We start from the raw sequence: 15,984 nt of genomic DNA, 5'->3' as shown, positions 1-15,984 counted from the left end.
GGTTCATTCGATCTGTTCAAAGGAAAAAACCGATGAAAACCCGCAACCTGCTCACCCCGCTTTGCGCTTCCGTGCTGATGACGTTTGGTGCCGCCCAGGCCCAGGCAGACGATGTCGTCACGCTGCGTGTGCATCACTTCCTGCCGCCGTCGTCGAACACGCAGCTGAAGTTCCTCGAACCGTGGTGCGCGAAAATCAATGCGGAATCCGCGGGCCGGCTGAAGTGCCAGATCTATCCGGCGATGCAGATGGGCGGCACGCCGCCGCAGCTGTTCGACCAGGCCAAGGACGGCGTCGCCGACATCGTCTGGGCATTGCCCGGCTACCAGGCGGGCCGCTTCCTCGTGACCGAAGCGTTCGAGCTGCCGTTCATGGGCATCTCCGGCGAGAAGTCGAGCCGGGCGCTGTGGACCTACGCGACGAAAAACGCGACGGAGGAGTACAAGGGCGTGCGGCCGCTGGTTTTCCACGTGATCTCCGGCATGGCCCTGCACACGTCGAAGAAGCAAGTCAAGACGATGGACGACCTGCGTGGCCTGAAAGTACGCGCGCCGACCCGGCTGGCAACGCGGATGCTCACCGCGCTGGGCGCCACGCCGGTGCCGATGCCGGTGCCGCTGGTCACCGAGAGCCTGTCGAAGGGGGTCATCGACGGGGCGATGATCCCGTGGGAAGTGGTGCCGGCGATGAAGGTGCAGGACGTCGTCAAGTATCACACCGAGACCGATCCGAGCATGCCGCTGCTGTCGACATCGGCCTTCGTGCTGGCGATGAACCCGGCCAAATACGACAGCCTGCCGCCGGAGCTGAAGAAGGTCATCGACGCGAACAGCGGCGCCGAGGTGTCGGCGTGGGCCGGCAAGGTCTGGGATGACGCGACGCTGGCCGGGCGTCAGTCGGCGGTGGACCGCAAGAACACTTTCTATATGGTGCCCGCGGACGAAGTGAAGAAGTGGCAGAAGGCCTCCGAGTCGGTGACTGCCGAGTGGGTCAAGGAAGTCACCGCCAAGGGGCATGACGGGCAGAAATTGCTCGCCGAAGCCCAGGCCCTGCTGAGTAACTGACCGCGAAGGTCGTCTCGCTCCCCGGTCCTCGCGCCGGGGATTTTTTCTGTCGTTGTGGAGCAGACATGAGCTTTGACAATACCGCGCGATATGGAACGATGAACGCGGCCGACGAAATCATCGGTCGCCCCCTTTTCCTGGGGCTCGGCGATCGGGCCGCGATCGTCAGCGGCGAACGCTCGGTGAGCTATGGCGAACTGAATGCGATGGTCAATCGCACCGGGAACGCGCTGAAGGAACATGGGCTCGCCAGGGGAGACCGGGTGCTCTTCCTCATGGACGACTCGCCCGAAATGGTTGCGGCCTACCTCGGCACGATGCGCATTGGCGCCGTCTCGGTTGCGCTCAACGTCCGCCTCGCGCCGCGCGACGTGCGCTACGTCATCGAAGACAGCGAGTGCCGGGTGCTGATGATCGATGCCGAGTTCGTTCACCTGTACGAGGAAATCGCCGGCGAGCTCGCGTCCCGGCCTTTGGTCGTGGTTCGCGGCGCCGCGCCTCCTGCGGGCTGCGTGTCGCTCGAGAGCTTCGTCGAGGGCCGCTCCGATGCGCTCGAATCGGAGCCGGCGGCACCGAACGACATCGCGTTCTGGGTCTACTCCTCGGGCACGACCGGCCGGCCGAAGGCAGTGATGCACACGCACGACTGCGTGCTGATCGCGGACCAGATGGAGCGCGAGTATTTCGGCGTCGTGCCGGGAGACCGCATCTTCACCACATCGAAGATGTTCTTCGGCTGGGCGCTCGGCCATTCGCTGATGGGCGGGTTGCGTTGCGGGGCGACCGTGATCGTCGTGCCGGGCTGGCCGGACCCGACGCTGATGGCCGGCGTCATCGAGCGGCACAAGCCGACGATCCTGTTCAGCACACCGGTGATGTACCGCAACCTGCTGCGCGAAGGCGTCGCCGAAACGCCCGCGTGCCGCGAGATCCGCCATTTTCTGTCGGCCGGCGAGAAGCTGCCCGAGACGCTCTACCAGCGCTGGCTCGAAGCCTGCGGCAAACCGATCATCGATGGCATCGGCGCGTCGGAGACGATCTTCCTGTTTCTCGTCAATGAGGGGCACGAGCAGCGGCCGGGTTCGTGCGGCAAGAAGGTGCCGTGGGCCGAAGTCCGCCTAGTCGATGAAGCCGGCGAAGAGATCGTCACCCCCGATGTGCCGGGGCTGATCGCGATCAGGACGCCGTCACAGTTCGCCGGCTACTGGAAGCAGCCCGAACTGACCGCGAAGGCGCTGCGGGACGGCTGGTACTACCCCGGCGACATGTTCAGTTTCGACCGCGACGGGTACTGGTACCACAACGGGCGCGCCGACGACATGCTGAAAATTTCCGGGCAATGGGTGAGCCCGTCGGAGATCGAATCCTGTGCGATGACGGCGCCGGGGATCTCCGAGGCCGCCGTCGTCGGCATCCAGCAGGATGACGGGCTGGTGCGCCTCGCGCTGATTGCCGTCGCCAAGGATCCGGCGGCGAACCACGCACGGCTGTCCGAGGAAGTCCTCGACACGCTGAAGGCGAACCTGTCGATCTACAAGTGCCCGCGCACGATCCGCTTCGTCGACGAGCTGCCGCGCACGGCCACCGGCAAGATCCAGAAATACCGTCTGCGGGAAATGATGAAAACGGCCGCATGACGTGAACCACGTCGGGCGGTCGGGCAAAGCCGCAGCCCAGCCACCCCGACGCCGATCTGCAAAGAGGGCCGGCGCCGCGTGCGGGGCCGGCAGGGACAACACGAAATTCCGGCAAAGCGGGATAATCTTATCGACGCACCCGATACCGTCGGCAGGTGGAAGAGAGGAGCATCACTCGCCGGGCATTCGGTCGGACTTGCTACGCAAGATTGCCGGGCCGGCCCCCACAGCGCACCAGGAGGACATGGTGAACCGATTACGCGCCCTCGAACTACTCGCCCGAAGCAAGCCCACGCTGGCCGAGCGCTACGGCGTTACGGATCTCGCCCTGTTCGGATCCACCGTTCGCGACACCGCGCGTGGCGATAGCGACGTCGACATCCTGGTCGCGTTCGATGGTCCGGCCACATCGGAGCGTTACTTCGGTGTTCAGTTCTATCTTGAAGACATGTTCGGCGTCCCGGTCGATCTGGTGACCGACAAGGCCTTGCGCCCCGAACTGCGCCCATTCGTCGAGAAGGAGGCGGTGCATGTCTGACCGCGGCGCGCGCGAATGGCGCTTCTATCTCGACGACATGATCGGCTTTGCCGAAAAGGTGATCGCCTACACCAAGCAACTCGACCAGGCCGCATTCATCGCCAGCGGATTGAGCTACGACGCATCCGTACGCAATCTCGAGCTGATCGGCGAGGCTGCAACGCGCGTCCCGGATGCCGTACGCGCGGCAAATCCCCAGATTCCGTGGCGGATGATCATCGCAACCCGAAACCGCCCCCTCCCGACCGGCGTCACCGCAAGAAATTCGGCCCGTCGCCCGATGAGACGGGTTCGACCGCCCCACTAACACCCGAAGCTCATGGACTCGATCCCCCTCCTGCACGCGGGTGTGGGCGGGCCGCTGACGGCGGTAAGCTCCAACGAGACGCGCTCGCGCGGCCATGGGCGCGAGGAGCTGCGCCGCTGTTGGGCGTTCGACGTGGGCGAGCGACTCTATCAGGTCGAGCAGCGGCGCGACATCCGAAGCTTTGCCGTGGTCGAGCGCAGCCGCACCGTGGGCGGCAAGACCACCGTCGAGCGGTGCCACTACATCAGCAGCCTCGCCCCGGACGCGGACAAGATCGCGCACGCCGTGCGCAGTCACTGGGAAGTGGAGATAGTCTGTACGCAAATGACAAAAACGGACGTGCTCGCTGCTCCGGTCGGTGGGAATCACATAGTGGATTTCCACCGCGGTGTCCGTGACGATGACCCGATCGATCAGCAGTTCGACCAACTGGCGCTTCTGCTCGAAGCTGGCGTTATCCAGTCCAGCGCATACGCGGGCGCAGAAGTTCTCGATGGCGATGGCGGTGCCGGCGAGTTCCTCATGCCGGTCGGCTTGGGCGGACAACTGGCGCTCCTGTTCCGCCAACGCCTGATCGCGCTGTTCCAAGTCGCGACGCCGCCGCTCGTACTCAGGCAGGGCAATGACGTCGTGCAGGTAGGCTTCCGTCAGGCGGTCGATCTGCTGGCCCAGGCTGACCCGGCCTTGGCGCAGGTTCTCCCGGCGTGCCTGCAATTCCTGCGGCAACCACTGTCCGCCGTGCGCCCGCTCCAGCGCCCGCGTGAGTTCAGCCGGATGGGTCAGCACTTCGCACAAGTCGCGCCACACCAGATCATCGAGTTGGCCGGCCGGAGCAAAACGCGCATGGCAAGGCTCACGCCCCAACATGGCCCATCTGAGCTTGCTCGAACACATGTAATACGAATAGGGAGAACGGACCGCCGTGCGACCGATACAGGCATACCGGCAGTAGCCGCAGCTGACCAGCGCCCGCAGCAGGTAGGGGTGCGCCGTGTTGTTGCGTTGCGAAAAGCATCGATTCTTCGCCAACTCGCTTTGTACCAGGTCAAACTGTTCGGTGGCCACGATGGCCGGCACCGTCGCCACCGCAATCCATTCGGCGCGTGGCACCGGGATGCGGCTTTCGTGCGGCCGGCCAATCGGGTGGGTCGCCGAACGCCGGATACGGGGTGGGCGGTAACGTACTCGTCCAGTATAGACCTGGCCGGTATAGGCGGGATTCGTCAGTATCCCGTGCAAGGTGGCGACTGCCCACACCGACTTGCCGCCGGGCGACGGTATATGACGTTCGGCAAGCGTGCGCGCCAGTTGCAACAGGCTCACCTGGGGCTCCAGGTAAAGCGCAAAGATTTCCGCCACCACGGCGGCCTCGCCGGGTTCCAGCACCACCCCGCCCGGATCGCGCGGCCGATCGGGATGAAGGCGGTAGCCGTAGGGCGCCCGCGTCCAGGGCAACAACACTCCGGCGCGCAGCTTTGCCTGGCGGCCACGGCGCATCCGTTCGGTGATGAGGGTGCGTTCGTATTCGGCCACCGCTCCGCGAATCTGCAACAACAGCTGGTCGTGCGGATCCTGGCTCATCGGGCGGTCGAGAAATTCGACCTGGCAGCCATGCTCTTCGAATTCTTCCAGCAGCAGCATCTGATGGACATAATTGCGCGCCAGCCGATCCGGCGCCGTCAGCACCACCCGATCGATACTGCGCTCCCGTATGGCATCGCGCAGATGATCCAACCCGGGACGGTTCAGGCGCGCGCCGCTGAAGCCGTCGTCACGGTAGATGTTCTGATCCGTCAGGGTAAGGTCCTGTGCTTGGAGATGGGCTCGCAGGCGATCGAGTTGCTGATCAATGGTCTGCTGGTGGACTTGGTTCGAGGTCGATACCCTCACATACACGGCAACTCGCATCATCCTTCTCCTTTGCCGGTGGATGCGGAGGCGCCGCCGGACACCGGCTCCATTCCAGCAACAGCTGGTAGGCTCGATCCCACCGCTGCTGACCGTCCGGCAACGGCTTCGTCTGCCGGCGAATCTGCCATTGGTGTTTCATGGCCCCCTCCGCAGAGAACACTCTCCGCGGAAGGACACGCAGCATGCTGAGCCGTGCCCTGTCGCCGCCAGTCATGGCGCGGCGAGGTCAGTGTCAGCCGGACAAAGCGGGTGACGCAGAATTTGTCGTTTGTGATCAGACCATCGAAGACCGCCGTTTGTGTCGTTGCCGCGTTCTTCATCAGCCCGGACCGCCCCCTTCCGCGAGCGCATGGTCCGCAGGGGCGCTGCGCGCGTCCGGCTGGGTGCGTTCGATCACCCGCAGCAACAGGCCGGCGGCGACGCCTGCCACGGCAGCCCCTGCCATGATGCCGGTCGCAGCGTGCCAGCCCCCGCCCGCGGTAACGGCTGCGGCGATCGCCGGCGGTCCGATGAACTGGCCGAGGTTCGAGCCCTGCACGAGCAGTCCATTGACCGCCCCGATGTGCCGCGGCGACGGCGCATGGGCGGTCAGGCCCGAGAACGCGGCAGCCGGGAGAATGCCGCCGACAGCGGTAAACAGCAGGCACAGGCCGTAGCGCAGCGCGTCCGGCAGGCGCTCGTCGAAAATGCCGAACGCGCACGCCAGCATGAACAGCGAGGTCCCGCAGATGAGCGTGCCGCGCCGGATGTCGCGGTGGACGAGCCAGCCGCCGAATATGTTACCGGGCACGTTTGCCGCGACCACCCCTGCGGTCAGCGCGCCGGCGAGCGACACTGAAAGGCCGCGGTGCTCGACGAGGAAGCTCGGCAGCCACACCATCAGCGTGAACCACTGCAGGGTATACGTGAAAAACGCGGCGGTCAGGCACCACGCGCCCGGACTGCGCAAGGTTTCGAGGATCACGCCCGAAGCGGGGCCCTTGGCGGTGTTCGCCGGCGCGACGAAGCGCTGGCGCATGCGGTAGAGCAGCGCCGCGCAGGCAAGCGTCACGCCGGCGAGAACGAGCCACAGGCCCCGCCAGCCGAGCGACGGGAGCAGGAACGGCGCCGTCAGCATCACGACGCTGCTGCCGAATGGCAGGTAGATGCTCCACAGGCCGAGCGCGAGGCGGTAGTCGCGCGGCGCCGTGCTGCGCGTGATCAGCGAGGGGAGGGTGACGACGACGGCGATGAAGCCGCTGCCCTCGAGCACGCGCGACACCAGCAACAGCGTGTAACTCTGCGCGAACGCGCCGAGGAGTGCGCCGAGCACCATCATCGCGAGCCCGAGCAGCGTCAGCCGAAGCTCGCCGACACGCGCGCTCGCGCCGCCGAAAAACAGCGCGCAACAACTGCCGAGCGTCGCGAACGTCGACATCACCCAGCCCGCCTCGACCATCGTCAGTCCCAGCTGGTCGCGCACCGCCGGCAGCGCGGGCGGGACCTTGCCGATGGCCGCTGCCGCCACCATGCCGGAAAAGATCGCGATGCCTACCGCGGTCCATGAAGTCTTCTGCATTGCTTTCCCCTGGAGTGTTGATGAATGATTGAGTGCTCAGTCACAACAGTCAACTGCGCGATAGGCGAAAACCATTGCCAGAGGTGCTGGACCGTGCGGCTCGCCGGGTCGGCTTCCGTACGTTGACAAGAGGAATCCTGCCTCAGGGGGTTGACTTGATTGACTGACTGAACAATCATTCATACACCAGCTGCGCTTCCGTGCAAGACCCGGCGCGGCGTGTGAGCAACAGGGGTTCGTGAGCGGCAAGGCCGGTATCCGGACACCCGACCAGGCAAAAACTTTGTGAATCAGGAGGCGAGAACAAAATGCGGCTTGACGGAAAAACGGCAGTAGTCACGGGCGGAGCATCGGGGATCGGCCTGGCGACCGCGGAAACGCTCGCGCGCGCCGGGGCTTATGTACTGATCGGCGACATCGACGAGCAGAAGGGTGCCGCCGTCGCCGGCGCGCTGTGCGAACAGCAACTGGGCGTGGACTTCATCCGCCTCGACGTCACCGATCTCGATTCGATCGCCGCGTTCAAGGACGAGGCGTACCGCCGCCGCCCCCAGATCGACATCGTCGCAAACGTTGCAGGGTGGGGCAAGATCCAGCCGTTCATGGACAACACGCCGGACTTCTGGCGCAAGGTCATCGACCTCAACCTGCTCGGGCCGGTCGCGGTTTCGCACGCGTTCCTGCCGCAGATGATCGAGCGCGGCGCGGGCAAGATCGTCACCGTCGCGAGCGACGCGGGGCGCGTCGGCAGCCTCGGTGAAACCGTGTATTCCGGGGCGAAGGGCGGTGCGATCGCGTTCACCAAGTCGCTCGCCCGCGAAGTCGCGCGCTACAACATCAACGTCAATTGCGTGTGCCCGGGACCGACCGACACGCCGCTGTTGCAGGCGGTGCCGGAGAAGCATCGCGAAGCCTTCGTCAAGGCGACACCGATGCGGCGCCTCGCCAAGCCGTCCGAGCTCGCCGATGCGGTGCTGTTCTTCGCCAGCGACCGGGCGAGTTTCATCACCGGCCAGGTCATCAGCGTGAGCGGCGGTCTGACGCTCGCGGGCTGAGCGGTTCCCTGCCAATTCCAACTATTTCCCCCAGTCAATCATCAGGAGAATTTCATGTACAAGCTGAAAGCTGCCGAGTGGCGTCCCGAGCATTTCAAACTCGACGTGGTCGATCGCGTCGCGACGATCACGCTGAACCGTCCCGAGCGCAAGAACCCGCTGACGTTCGAGAGCTACGCCGAACTGCGCGACACCTTCATCAAGCTGCAGTACGCGGAGGACGTGCGCGTCGTGGTGATCACGGGCGCGGGTGGCAACTTCTGCTCGGGCGGCGATGTGCACGACATCATCGGCCCGCTCACCCGCATGAACATGGACGGCCTGCTCGCCTTCACCCGCATGACGGGCAACCTCGTCAAGGAAATGCGCAACTGCCCGCAGCCGATCATCTCGGCAGTCGACGGCATCTGCGCCGGCGCCGGCGCGATCATCTCGATGGCTTCCGACATGCGCTACGCGACGCCGGAAGCGAAGACCGCCTTCCTGTTCGTGCGGGTGGGCTTGGCCGGCTGCGACATGGGCGCTTGCAGCATCCTGCCGCGCATCATCGGCCAGGGCCGCGCGTCCGAGCTGCTCTACACCGGCCGCTCGATGAGCGCCGAGGAAGGCCGTGCCTGGGGTTACTTCAACGACATCGTCCCGGGCGAGAAGGTGCTGGCGAAGGCGCAGGAGATGGCGCTGTCGCTCGCCAACGGACCGGCGTTCGCGCATTCGATGACGAAGAAGTGCCTGCACCAGGAATGGAACCAGACGATCGAGCAGGCGCTCGAGACTGAGGCCGAAGCCCAGGCGATCTGCATGCAGACGAAGGACTTCGAACGTGCCTATAACGCGTTCGTGAACAAGCAGGTGCCGAAGTTCGAAGGCAACTGAGCCCGGAAACGGCAGCGCCCCGGTGTCGGCACGGCGTCGGGGCGGGGAGGGGAAGACATGGCCGGGCGGCCATGGGAGCCGGCGCCCGCAGGTGTCGTCCCTGGCGCCGCTGCAGGTCTTCGCCGGAGCGTGGTTCCTGGCGACCCGTTTTCGGGGGCATCGCATCGAACGGCTTGCGTGATACCACGCTGCTCATCTCCTCCGACGTCCGCAAACGCCGGCGATGCCTCCCTTTTATTCTTGACCGCGCCGTGCCGATTCCCCCTTCAGTGGGCGCCGTGGCGGCGTCGCAGGCCGGGAATCGGGTTCCATCGGGAGGGATTTATGATTTCGCTAACTATTGAAGCTTCGGTCGCGACCGTGACACTGTGCCGGTCCCCGGTCAATGCGATCAACGAGGAATGGATCGAGCAGCTCGACCGCATCCTCGCCGAGATCGAACGCACGCCGCGCGTCAACGTGCTGTGGATCCGCAGCGGCGAGCGGGTGTTTTGCGCCGGTGCGGATCTGGAGCTGATCCGCTCGTTGTTCGACAGCGAGACCGGGCGCAGGCAGATGATCGCGATGACCCGCCGGATGCAGGAAGTGTATGCGCGCCTCGAACGTCTCCCGCAGGTGTCGGTCGTCGAGATTGGCGGGGCGGCGATGGGCGGGGGCTTCGAACTCGCGCTCGCGTGCGATCTGCGCGTCGTCGCCGACTCCGCCAGGATCGGCCTGCCCGAAGCGCGGCTCGGGCTTCTGCCGGCGGCGGGCGGCACACAGCGCATGACGCGCATCTGCGGCGAAGCGGTCGCAAGGCGGCTGATCCTCGGCGCCGAAGTGATCGGCGGCGCGGAAGCGGTCGCACTCGGCTGTGCGCACTGGGTCGCGCCGGCTGCCGAGCTGGAATCGGTCGCGCGGGCCGTGGTCGAACGCATTGCGGCGCTGCCGGGTACGGCGCTTGCCGAATGCAAGCGCTGCATCGATGTCGCGGTCGCCGCCGAGGAAAATGGATTCGAAGTGGAACTCTCCGGCAGCGCGGCGCTGCTCGCCGACGCCGAGACGCAGCGGCGCGTGCAGCGATTCCTCGACAAGCAGCGGCAGTAAAAGTGCCATGTGTGGCGGCGCCGCTGCCGGGAGCGCTGCGCGAGGCGGTTCCGCCAGCGCTGTCGAGGCGGGCCCTCATGACCGCGGGCGCGGAAACACGCACGCAGTGATGGCACAATACGACGTCCGACGCGATTCCGGCGCCGGCCGGCGGCAGCAACAGAACATCCCCGAGGAACGATCATGAGTTCAGCAGAAAACGTCAAGAGCGTGGTTTCCGACCCGAAACTGGTCGAGGAGCGCCGTCACCAGATCATCCGTGCGGCGACGAAGCTTTTTTCCGAAGAAGGCTACTATACGACGACCATTCTGCAGATCGCCCGCGAGGCCAAGGTGAGCACCGGGCTGATCTACCAGTATTTCGGCGACAAGGACGACATCCTGTTCCTGACGCTGAAGCACGTGCTCGACACTTACGAGAACGAGATTCCGCGCCAGCTCGAAGGCCTGACACACCCGGTCGAGCGCCTGTGCCGGGCGATCTGGGCGTATTGCGCGATCGTCGACGCGCAGCGCGACGCGACGGTGCTCGCCTACCGCTCGACGAAGTCGTTGCGTCCCGATCGGCGGGGCCTCGTCAAGGATGGCGAAACCCGCACCAACCGCCTGATCGAGAAGTCGATCCGCGCGTGCACCACGGGCGGCTTCATGCGCCCGATCAACGAACATCTGCTTTCTTATCAATGTGTCACGTTCGCGCATTCATGGGCACTGAAGTACTGGGCGTTCCGCGAACGGTACACGCTCGCCGAATACGTCGACGAAGGCATCCAGCTGCTGGTCGAACCTTTCCTCACGACCAAGGGCAAGACGGCGCTGGCGCGAATCCGGCAGAGCGCGGCGGAGGCGGCGGGCGAACATCCCGCCCCCGATGCAGCGGCCACGACCACGGCTGGCGCCAAATCGTCCAGCGACTGAACGAGGTGGCGCACGCCGGGGCCGCTGCCCGGCCGTGGCTGCCGAGGCGATGCGCGACGCGCCGGGAGCGGCCGGCGGAGGCGGCGATCCCATGTCCCGCCTGATCCTCCTCAACAAGCCGTACGGCGTGATCTGCCAGTTTTCCGGCGACGGCGCGCACGTCACGCTCAAGGACTTCGTCCCCGTGCCCGGCGTCTATCCCGCCGGGCGGCTCGACACCGACAGCGAGGGCCTGTTGCTGCTCACCGACGACGGCGCACTGCAGCACCGCATCGCCGACCCGCGCCACAAGCTGCCGAAAACCTACCTGGTGCAGGTCGAGGGCGAGCCCGACGACGCGGCGCTGGCCGCGCTGCGGGCTGGGCTCGATCTGGGGGACTTCGTCACCCGTCCGTGCCGCGCACGCCGCGTCGACGAGCCGGACTGGCTGTGGCCGCGCGATCCGCCGGTGAGGTTCCGCAAGAACGTGCCGACCTCGTGGCTCGAGATCGTCCTGCACGAGGGGAAGAACCGCCAGGTACGGCGGATGACAGCGAAAGCCGGTTTTCCGACGCTGCGGCTGATCCGGCTGGCGATCGGCGACTGGTCGCTGGCCGGGCTCGCTCCCGGCCAGTGGCACAGCGAGCAGGTGGAAAGCCCGGCAATGTCCGTTGCGAAGCCATTCGCGGGCGTGGACGGACGGCGCAGGGGCGGTCGAGGGTAGAATTCCGCGTCGAAATCGCACCCAGGCTGCTGCCATGTTCCTGCAACGTCGTTCCGTCCGTCACGCCGCGCTGTTTCTCGCCAGCTGTCTGCTCCAGGTTCCGGTCGTGCAGGCCGGCTTGCCGCTCGTCGAACTGGGGGCGGGGATGTACCGCATCGAGGCGGAGCTCGCGCACACTGACGAGGCCCGCCAGATCGGCCTGATGAACAGGCCTGCGATGCCGGTGCACCGCGGCATGATCTTCGTCTTCGCGCACGACGCCCGCCACTGCATGTGGATGAAGAACACGCTGATCCCGCTGTCGGTCGCGTTTCTCGACCGCGACGGACGCATCCTCAACATCGAGCAGATGCAGCCGCAAAGCGAGGACAGCCACTGTGCTACCGGCCCGGCACGCTTCGCGCTGGAAATGAACCGGGACTGGTTTGCGGAACGCAATATCGCCGCCGGCGCCCAGATCCGCGGCGTCGACCGGCTCCCCACGGCGCGCTGAGCGGCGCGAGCCGTCCCCGTTTCGCCTTCCGACTCCTGAATTAAGGGCTTTTCCCGTCGCTTATCGGCCACCGCCAGCTGCCGCCCCGCCGCGATAATTGCCGCAGCTCGTCGTCCGCCCGCATCGCGCGGGCGGCTTGCGGCGCGGTGCAGGCAAGGAGCCGGCGATGGCCGAGGACAGCGATCTCGAGAAAACGGAACAGGCATCGGCACGGCGGCTGGAACAGGCCCGTGAGGAAGGGCAGGTTCCGCAGTCGCGCGAGCTGTCGACCTTCCTCGTCCTGATCACCGGCGTCAGCGGCCTGTGGCTGATGGGCGACTGGATCGGCGAGCGCGTGCTCGGCATGCTGCGCCACGGCTTCCGCTTCGAGCGCGCGGTCGCCTTCGACCCGCAGCTGATGCTGAAGGACTTCGGCGACCTGTTCACGCAAGCCTTGCTGACGATGCTGCCGCTGTTCGGCGTGCTGATGGTGGCCGCGGTCGGCGCGCCGATCCTGCTCGGCGGTTTCGTGTTCTCGCCGAAGGCGCTCGGGCTCAAGCTCGACCGCATGGATCCGCTCAAGGGCATCGGCCGGATGTTTTCGCTGCACGGGTTCGCCGAAATGCTGAAGTCGCTGCTCAAGGCGGCGGTCGTCGGCGGCATCGGTGTTTTCGCGGTGTGGCGCGAGCACGAGCACATCTTCGCGCTGACCTCCGAGGCGGTGGAGAGCGCGGTGCCGGATTTTCTGCAGGCGGTGCTGTTTTCTGCGCTGCTGATCATCATGGGACTCGCGCTGCTGGCGCTGATCGACGTGCCGTTCCAGCTGTGGCAATACCACAAGCGCCTGCGCATGACGAAGGAAGAGGTCAAGCGCGAGGGCAAGGAGCAGGAAGGCGACCCCCACGTCAAGGGCCGCATCCGGAGCATGCAGCGCGAGATGGCGCGCCGGCGGATGATGGCCGAAGTGCCGAAGGCCGACGTCGTCGTGACGAACCCGACGCATTTCTCGGTCGCGCTGAAATACGACGCGCAGAAGATGGGCGCGCCGGTCGTCGTCGCGAAAGGGCGTGGCGAGATCGCGCTGAAGATCCGCGAGCTCGCGAAGGAGCACAAGGTGCCGCTGCTCGAGGCGCCGCCGCTCGCGCGCGCGCTGTACAAGCACTGCGAACTCGAGCAGGCGGTGCCGGGCGCGCTCTACACCGCGGTGGCCGAAGTCATGGCCTACGTGTACCAGCTCAACCGCTGGATGGCCGGCGGCGGCCTGCCGCCCGCTGTGCCGGGCAAGCTGCCGGTGCCCGAAGACATGGACCCGGGCGCACCGGCCTGATGCGCCGCTCCCCGACTCTCTTGAGGTAGGCAATGTTCGAAGCCCTGAACCTGCGCGCGCTGATGACGCCGGCGAACCTGCGGATGCTCGGCGCGCCGGTCTTCATCATCATGGTGCTGTCGATGATGGTGCTGCCGCTGCCGGCGTTCGCGCTCGACGTGTTCTTCACGTTCAATATCGCGATCTCGGTGATGGTGATGCTGGTGGCGATGTACACGAAGAAGCCGCTGGAGTTCTCGGTGTTCCCGACCGTGCTGCTGGTGACCACACTCTTGCGCCTCGCGCTGAACGTCGCCTCGACGCGCATCGTGCTGCTCGAAGGCCACACCGGTCCGGATGCCGCGGGCAAGGTCATCGAGGCCTTCGGCCATTTCCTCGTCGGCGGCAACACCGCGATCGGTCTCGTCGTGTTCGTGATCCTCGTGCTGATCAACTTCGTCGTCGTCACGAAGGGCGCCGGGCGGATCGCGGAAGTGAGCGCGCGCTTCACGCTCGATGCGATGCCCGGCAAGCAGATGGCGATCGACGCCGACCTCAACGCCGGCCTCGTCGACGAGGCCGAGGCGAAGCGCCGGCGCAAGGAGGTCGCGCAGGAATCCGAGTTCTACGGCGCGATGGACGGTGCGTCGAAGTTCGTGCGCGGCGATGCCGTCGCCGGCATCCTGATCCTGCTGATCAACATCCTCGGCGGGCTGATGGTCGGCATCGTGCAGCACGACATGGACGCCGGCGTCGCGATCGAGACCTACACGCTGCTGACGATCGGCGACGGTCTCGTCGCGCAGATCCCGGCGCTGATCATCTCGGTCGCGGCCGGCATGGTCGTGTCGCGGGTCGGCGATGAGTCCGACATCGGCAACCTCGTCATCGCGCAGGTGTTCTCGAACCCGCAGGTGCTGATGCTGACTGCCGGCATCATCGGCGTGCTCGGCCTGATTCCGGGGATGCCGAACCTCGTATTCATCCTGATCGCCGGCCTGCTGGGCTGGCTCGCGTGGCGCCGCATGGGCGACGCGCGGCGCGACGCGGCCGAGGGCGCACGCACGCCGCCTGAAGCAGTCGCCCTCGAACCGCCGGCCGAGAACCTCGAGGCAAGCTGGAACGACGTCGCCCCGGTGGACGTGCTGGGTCTCGAAGTCGGCTACCGCCTGATCCCGATGGTCGACAAGTGGCAGGACGGCGAACTGCTGAAGCGCATCCGCGGCCTGCGCAAGAAGTTTGCCCAGGACGTCGGCTTCCTGTCCGCGCCGGTGCATATCCGCGACAACCTCGAACTCAAGCCGAACGCGTACCGCATCGCGTTGAAGGGCGTCGAGATCGGCAACGGCGAGGCCTATCCTGGCCAGTTCCTCGCGATCAACCCGGGCCGCGTCACCGGGCCGCTCGCCGGGCGCGAGACGCGTGACCCGGCGTTCGATCTGCCCGCGTTCTGGATCGACGCCGGCCAGCGCGAACAGGCGCACGCGCTCGGCTACACGGTCGTCGACGCGAGCACGGTCGTCGCGACCCACCTGAACCACCTGATCCTCAGTCACGCCGCCGAACTGCTCGGCCGCCAGGAAACGCAGGCGCTGCTCGACCACATCGGCAAGAACGCGCCGAAGCTCGTCGAGGACCTCGTGCCGGCGCTGCTGTCGGTGTCGACGGTGCAGCGGGTGCTGCAGAATCTCCTCGAAGAGGGGGTCAATATCCGCGACATGCGCACGATCATCGAGATCCTCGCCGAGAACGCGCCGCGCACGCAGGACCCGCTGGAGCTCACGTCGCGCGTGCGACAGGGCCTCGGCCGCTCGATCCTGCAGAGCCTGTTCCCCGGCAACGCCGAGATCCAGGTGATGGCGCTCGATCCGTCGCTCGAGCGCATCCTCGGCCAGGCGGTCAGCGCGGCAGGCGGCGAGGGCGGCGTCATCGAGCCGAGCCTGGCCGACGGCCTGTTGCGCCACGCCGTGGAAGTCGCGCAACGCCAGGAGGACATCGGCCTGCCGCCGGTGCTGCTGGTGCCGCCGCAACTGCGCTGGCTGCTGTCGCGCTTTCTGCGGCGCGCGGTGCCTTCGCTCAAGGTCATCGCGAATTCCGAGGTGCCCGAAACGCGCACGATTCGCGTCACCGCGATGGTCGGCGGCGCGGCGCGCTGAAGCACACCCGAATAGGCGGGGGAAACCGCTTTTATTCCACCCTATCGGGATCCGCGGCGCCGACGATAATCGGAACCATCCTGCGCCGAGTGCGTAGCCGGGGGACACTCAAATGAACGTGAAGCGCTATTTCGCCCAGACCGCCCGCGAGGCACTGCGTGCACTCAAGGCCGAACTCGGCGCCGACGCGATCGTGCTGGCGAACCGTCCGGTCGAAGGCGGCGTCGAGATCCTCGCGCTGCCGGCCGACGCGGTCGGTGCACTGCAGAGTGCGACACGTCCGGCGCCCCGGCCCCCGCCGCTCCGGTCGCGGCCGCTCCCGCCCGGGCTCCGTTCCCGGCTTCGCTGCCCGATATCGACGACGATTTTCACGTCAGCCTGTCCGGCCAGCGTCCAGCGC

Annotated in this window: 13 protein-coding genes and 2 pseudogenes; 13 read left to right on the top strand and 2 right to left on the bottom strand. The window is 66.3% G+C overall.

The window, feature by feature from the left end:
- Positions 1-32: 32 nt before the first annotated feature.
- From GO606_RS17970 to GO606_RS17950, 5 genes and pseudogenes are all read left to right on the top strand, one after another.
- On the top strand, positions 33-1,064 hold the full coding sequence (locus GO606_RS17970) for a TRAP transporter substrate-binding protein (protein WP_169117432.1): 1,032 nt from the start codon (positions 33-35) through the stop codon (positions 1,062-1,064).
- A gap of 65 nt (positions 1,065-1,129) precedes the next feature.
- Positions 1,130-2,701, top strand: coding sequence for a 3-hydroxybenzoate--CoA ligase HbdA (gene hbdA, locus GO606_RS17965; RefSeq protein ID WP_169117431.1), 1,572 nt, complete (start codon positions 1,130-1,132; stop codon positions 2,699-2,701).
- 244 nt (positions 2,702-2,945) lie between these two features.
- A complete protein-coding gene (locus GO606_RS17960) occupies positions 2,946-3,239 on the top strand; it encodes a nucleotidyltransferase family protein (RefSeq protein ID WP_211166521.1) in 294 nt (97 codons plus the stop codon).
- On the top strand, positions 3,232-3,546 hold the full coding sequence (locus tag GO606_RS17955; protein WP_169117430.1) for a HepT-like ribonuclease domain-containing protein: 315 nt from the start codon (positions 3,232-3,234) through the stop codon (positions 3,544-3,546). The genes GO606_RS17960 and GO606_RS17955 overlap by 8 nt, the downstream gene beginning before the upstream one ends.
- Positions 3,547-3,855, top strand: a pseudogene (locus tag GO606_RS17950) (ISAs1 family transposase); the annotation flags it as partial.
- Positions 3,856-4,398: 543 nt separating this feature from the next.
- Here the strand turns inward: GO606_RS17950 and GO606_RS17945 are convergent.
- Both GO606_RS17945 and GO606_RS17940 read right to left on the bottom strand, forming a co-directional pair.
- A pseudogene (locus GO606_RS17945) lies at positions 4,399-5,454 on the bottom strand (recombinase family protein); the annotation flags it as partial.
- A gap of 322 nt (positions 5,455-5,776) precedes the next feature.
- Positions 5,777-7,015 carry an MFS transporter gene (locus GO606_RS17940; RefSeq protein ID WP_169120273.1) on the bottom strand — a complete coding sequence of 413 codons (1,239 nt, stop codon included), beginning with the start codon at positions 7,013-7,015 and terminating at the stop codon, positions 5,777-5,779.
- A 308-nt stretch (positions 7,016-7,323) separates the two neighbouring features.
- On the opposite strand from GO606_RS17940, the gene GO606_RS17935 reads away from it, so the two are divergent.
- The 8 genes from GO606_RS17935 (at position 7,324) to flhA (ending at position 15,584) form a co-directional block, all read left to right on the top strand.
- Positions 7,324-8,070 (top strand): SDR family NAD(P)-dependent oxidoreductase, encoded by a 747-nt coding sequence (locus GO606_RS17935; RefSeq protein WP_169120274.1) that lies wholly within the window; start codon positions 7,324-7,326, stop codon positions 8,068-8,070.
- A gap of 54 nt (positions 8,071-8,124) precedes the next feature.
- Positions 8,125-8,943, top strand: coding sequence for an enoyl-CoA hydratase family protein (locus tag GO606_RS17930; RefSeq protein ID WP_169120275.1), 819 nt, complete (start codon positions 8,125-8,127; stop codon positions 8,941-8,943).
- A gap of 324 nt (positions 8,944-9,267) precedes the next feature.
- Positions 9,268-10,029, top strand: a complete 762-nt coding sequence (locus tag GO606_RS17925; RefSeq protein WP_011236223.1) for an enoyl-CoA hydratase/isomerase family protein — start codon at positions 9,268-9,270, stop codon at positions 10,027-10,029.
- 183 nt (positions 10,030-10,212) lie between these two features.
- Entirely contained in the window at positions 10,213-10,947 is a 735-nt protein-coding gene (locus GO606_RS17920) for a TetR/AcrR family transcriptional regulator (RefSeq protein WP_169120276.1), read from the top strand.
- 91 nt (positions 10,948-11,038) lie between these two features.
- Positions 11,039-11,650: a pseudouridine synthase gene (locus tag GO606_RS17915; RefSeq protein ID WP_169120278.1), complete on the top strand. Its 612-nt coding sequence runs from the start codon at positions 11,039-11,041 to the stop codon at positions 11,648-11,650.
- A gap of 34 nt (positions 11,651-11,684) precedes the next feature.
- Positions 11,685-12,143, top strand: a complete 459-nt coding sequence (locus GO606_RS17910) for a DUF192 domain-containing protein (RefSeq protein ID WP_169120280.1) — start codon at positions 11,685-11,687, stop codon at positions 12,141-12,143.
- Between the two features lie 166 nt (positions 12,144-12,309).
- On the top strand, positions 12,310-13,449 hold the full coding sequence (gene flhB / locus GO606_RS17905; RefSeq protein ID WP_169120282.1) for a flagellar biosynthesis protein FlhB: 1,140 nt from the start codon (positions 12,310-12,312) through the stop codon (positions 13,447-13,449).
- Positions 13,450-13,481: 32 nt separating this feature from the next.
- The gene (gene flhA, locus GO606_RS17900; RefSeq protein WP_169120284.1) at positions 13,482-15,584 is read left to right on the top strand and encodes a flagellar biosynthesis protein FlhA; all 2,103 of its coding nucleotides are present in this window, start codon (positions 13,482-13,484) and stop codon (positions 15,582-15,584) included.
- The last annotated feature ends 400 nt before the right edge of the window (positions 15,585-15,984 follow it).

It is taken from the genome of Aromatoleum anaerobium, assembly GCF_012910705.2.
In the GTDB taxonomy this organism is placed as follows: domain Bacteria; phylum Pseudomonadota; class Gammaproteobacteria; order Burkholderiales; family Rhodocyclaceae; genus Aromatoleum; species Aromatoleum anaerobium.
This window is presented reverse-complemented; position numbering and strand designations above follow the sequence as displayed.

What these genes read in the sequence shown, in the direction of transcription:
- GO606_RS17935 (WP_169120274.1), top strand. Translation starts at nt 7,324, where the DNA reads ATGCGGCTTGACGGAAAAACGGCAGTAGTCACGGGCGGAGCATCGGGG.
- GO606_RS17960 (WP_211166521.1), top strand. Translation starts at nt 2,946, where the DNA reads ATGGTGAACCGATTACGCGCCCTCGAACTACTCGCCCGAAGCAAGCCC.
- flhA (WP_169120284.1), top strand. Translation starts at nt 13,482, where the DNA reads ATGTTCGAAGCCCTGAACCTGCGCGCGCTGATGACGCCGGCGAACCTG.
- GO606_RS17930 (WP_169120275.1), top strand. Translation starts at nt 8,125, where the DNA reads ATGTACAAGCTGAAAGCTGCCGAGTGGCGTCCCGAGCATTTCAAACTC.
- GO606_RS17915 (WP_169120278.1), top strand. Translation starts at nt 11,039, where the DNA reads ATGTCCCGCCTGATCCTCCTCAACAAGCCGTACGGCGTGATCTGCCAG.
- hbdA (WP_169117431.1), top strand. Translation starts at nt 1,130, where the DNA reads ATGAGCTTTGACAATACCGCGCGATATGGAACGATGAACGCGGCCGAC.
- flhB (WP_169120282.1), top strand. Translation starts at nt 12,310, where the DNA reads ATGGCCGAGGACAGCGATCTCGAGAAAACGGAACAGGCATCGGCACGG.
- GO606_RS17940 (WP_169120273.1), bottom strand. Translation starts at nt 7,015, where the DNA reads ATGCAGAAGACTTCATGGACCGCGGTAGGCATCGCGATCTTTTCCGGC.
- GO606_RS17970 (WP_169117432.1), top strand. Translation starts at nt 33, where the DNA reads ATGAAAACCCGCAACCTGCTCACCCCGCTTTGCGCTTCCGTGCTGATG.
- GO606_RS17920 (WP_169120276.1), top strand. Translation starts at nt 10,213, where the DNA reads ATGAGTTCAGCAGAAAACGTCAAGAGCGTGGTTTCCGACCCGAAACTG.
- GO606_RS17955 (WP_169117430.1), top strand. Translation starts at nt 3,232, where the DNA reads ATGTCTGACCGCGGCGCGCGCGAATGGCGCTTCTATCTCGACGACATG.
- GO606_RS17925 (WP_011236223.1), top strand. Translation starts at nt 9,268, where the DNA reads ATGATTTCGCTAACTATTGAAGCTTCGGTCGCGACCGTGACACTGTGC.
- GO606_RS17910 (WP_169120280.1), top strand. Translation starts at nt 11,685, where the DNA reads ATGTTCCTGCAACGTCGTTCCGTCCGTCACGCCGCGCTGTTTCTCGCC.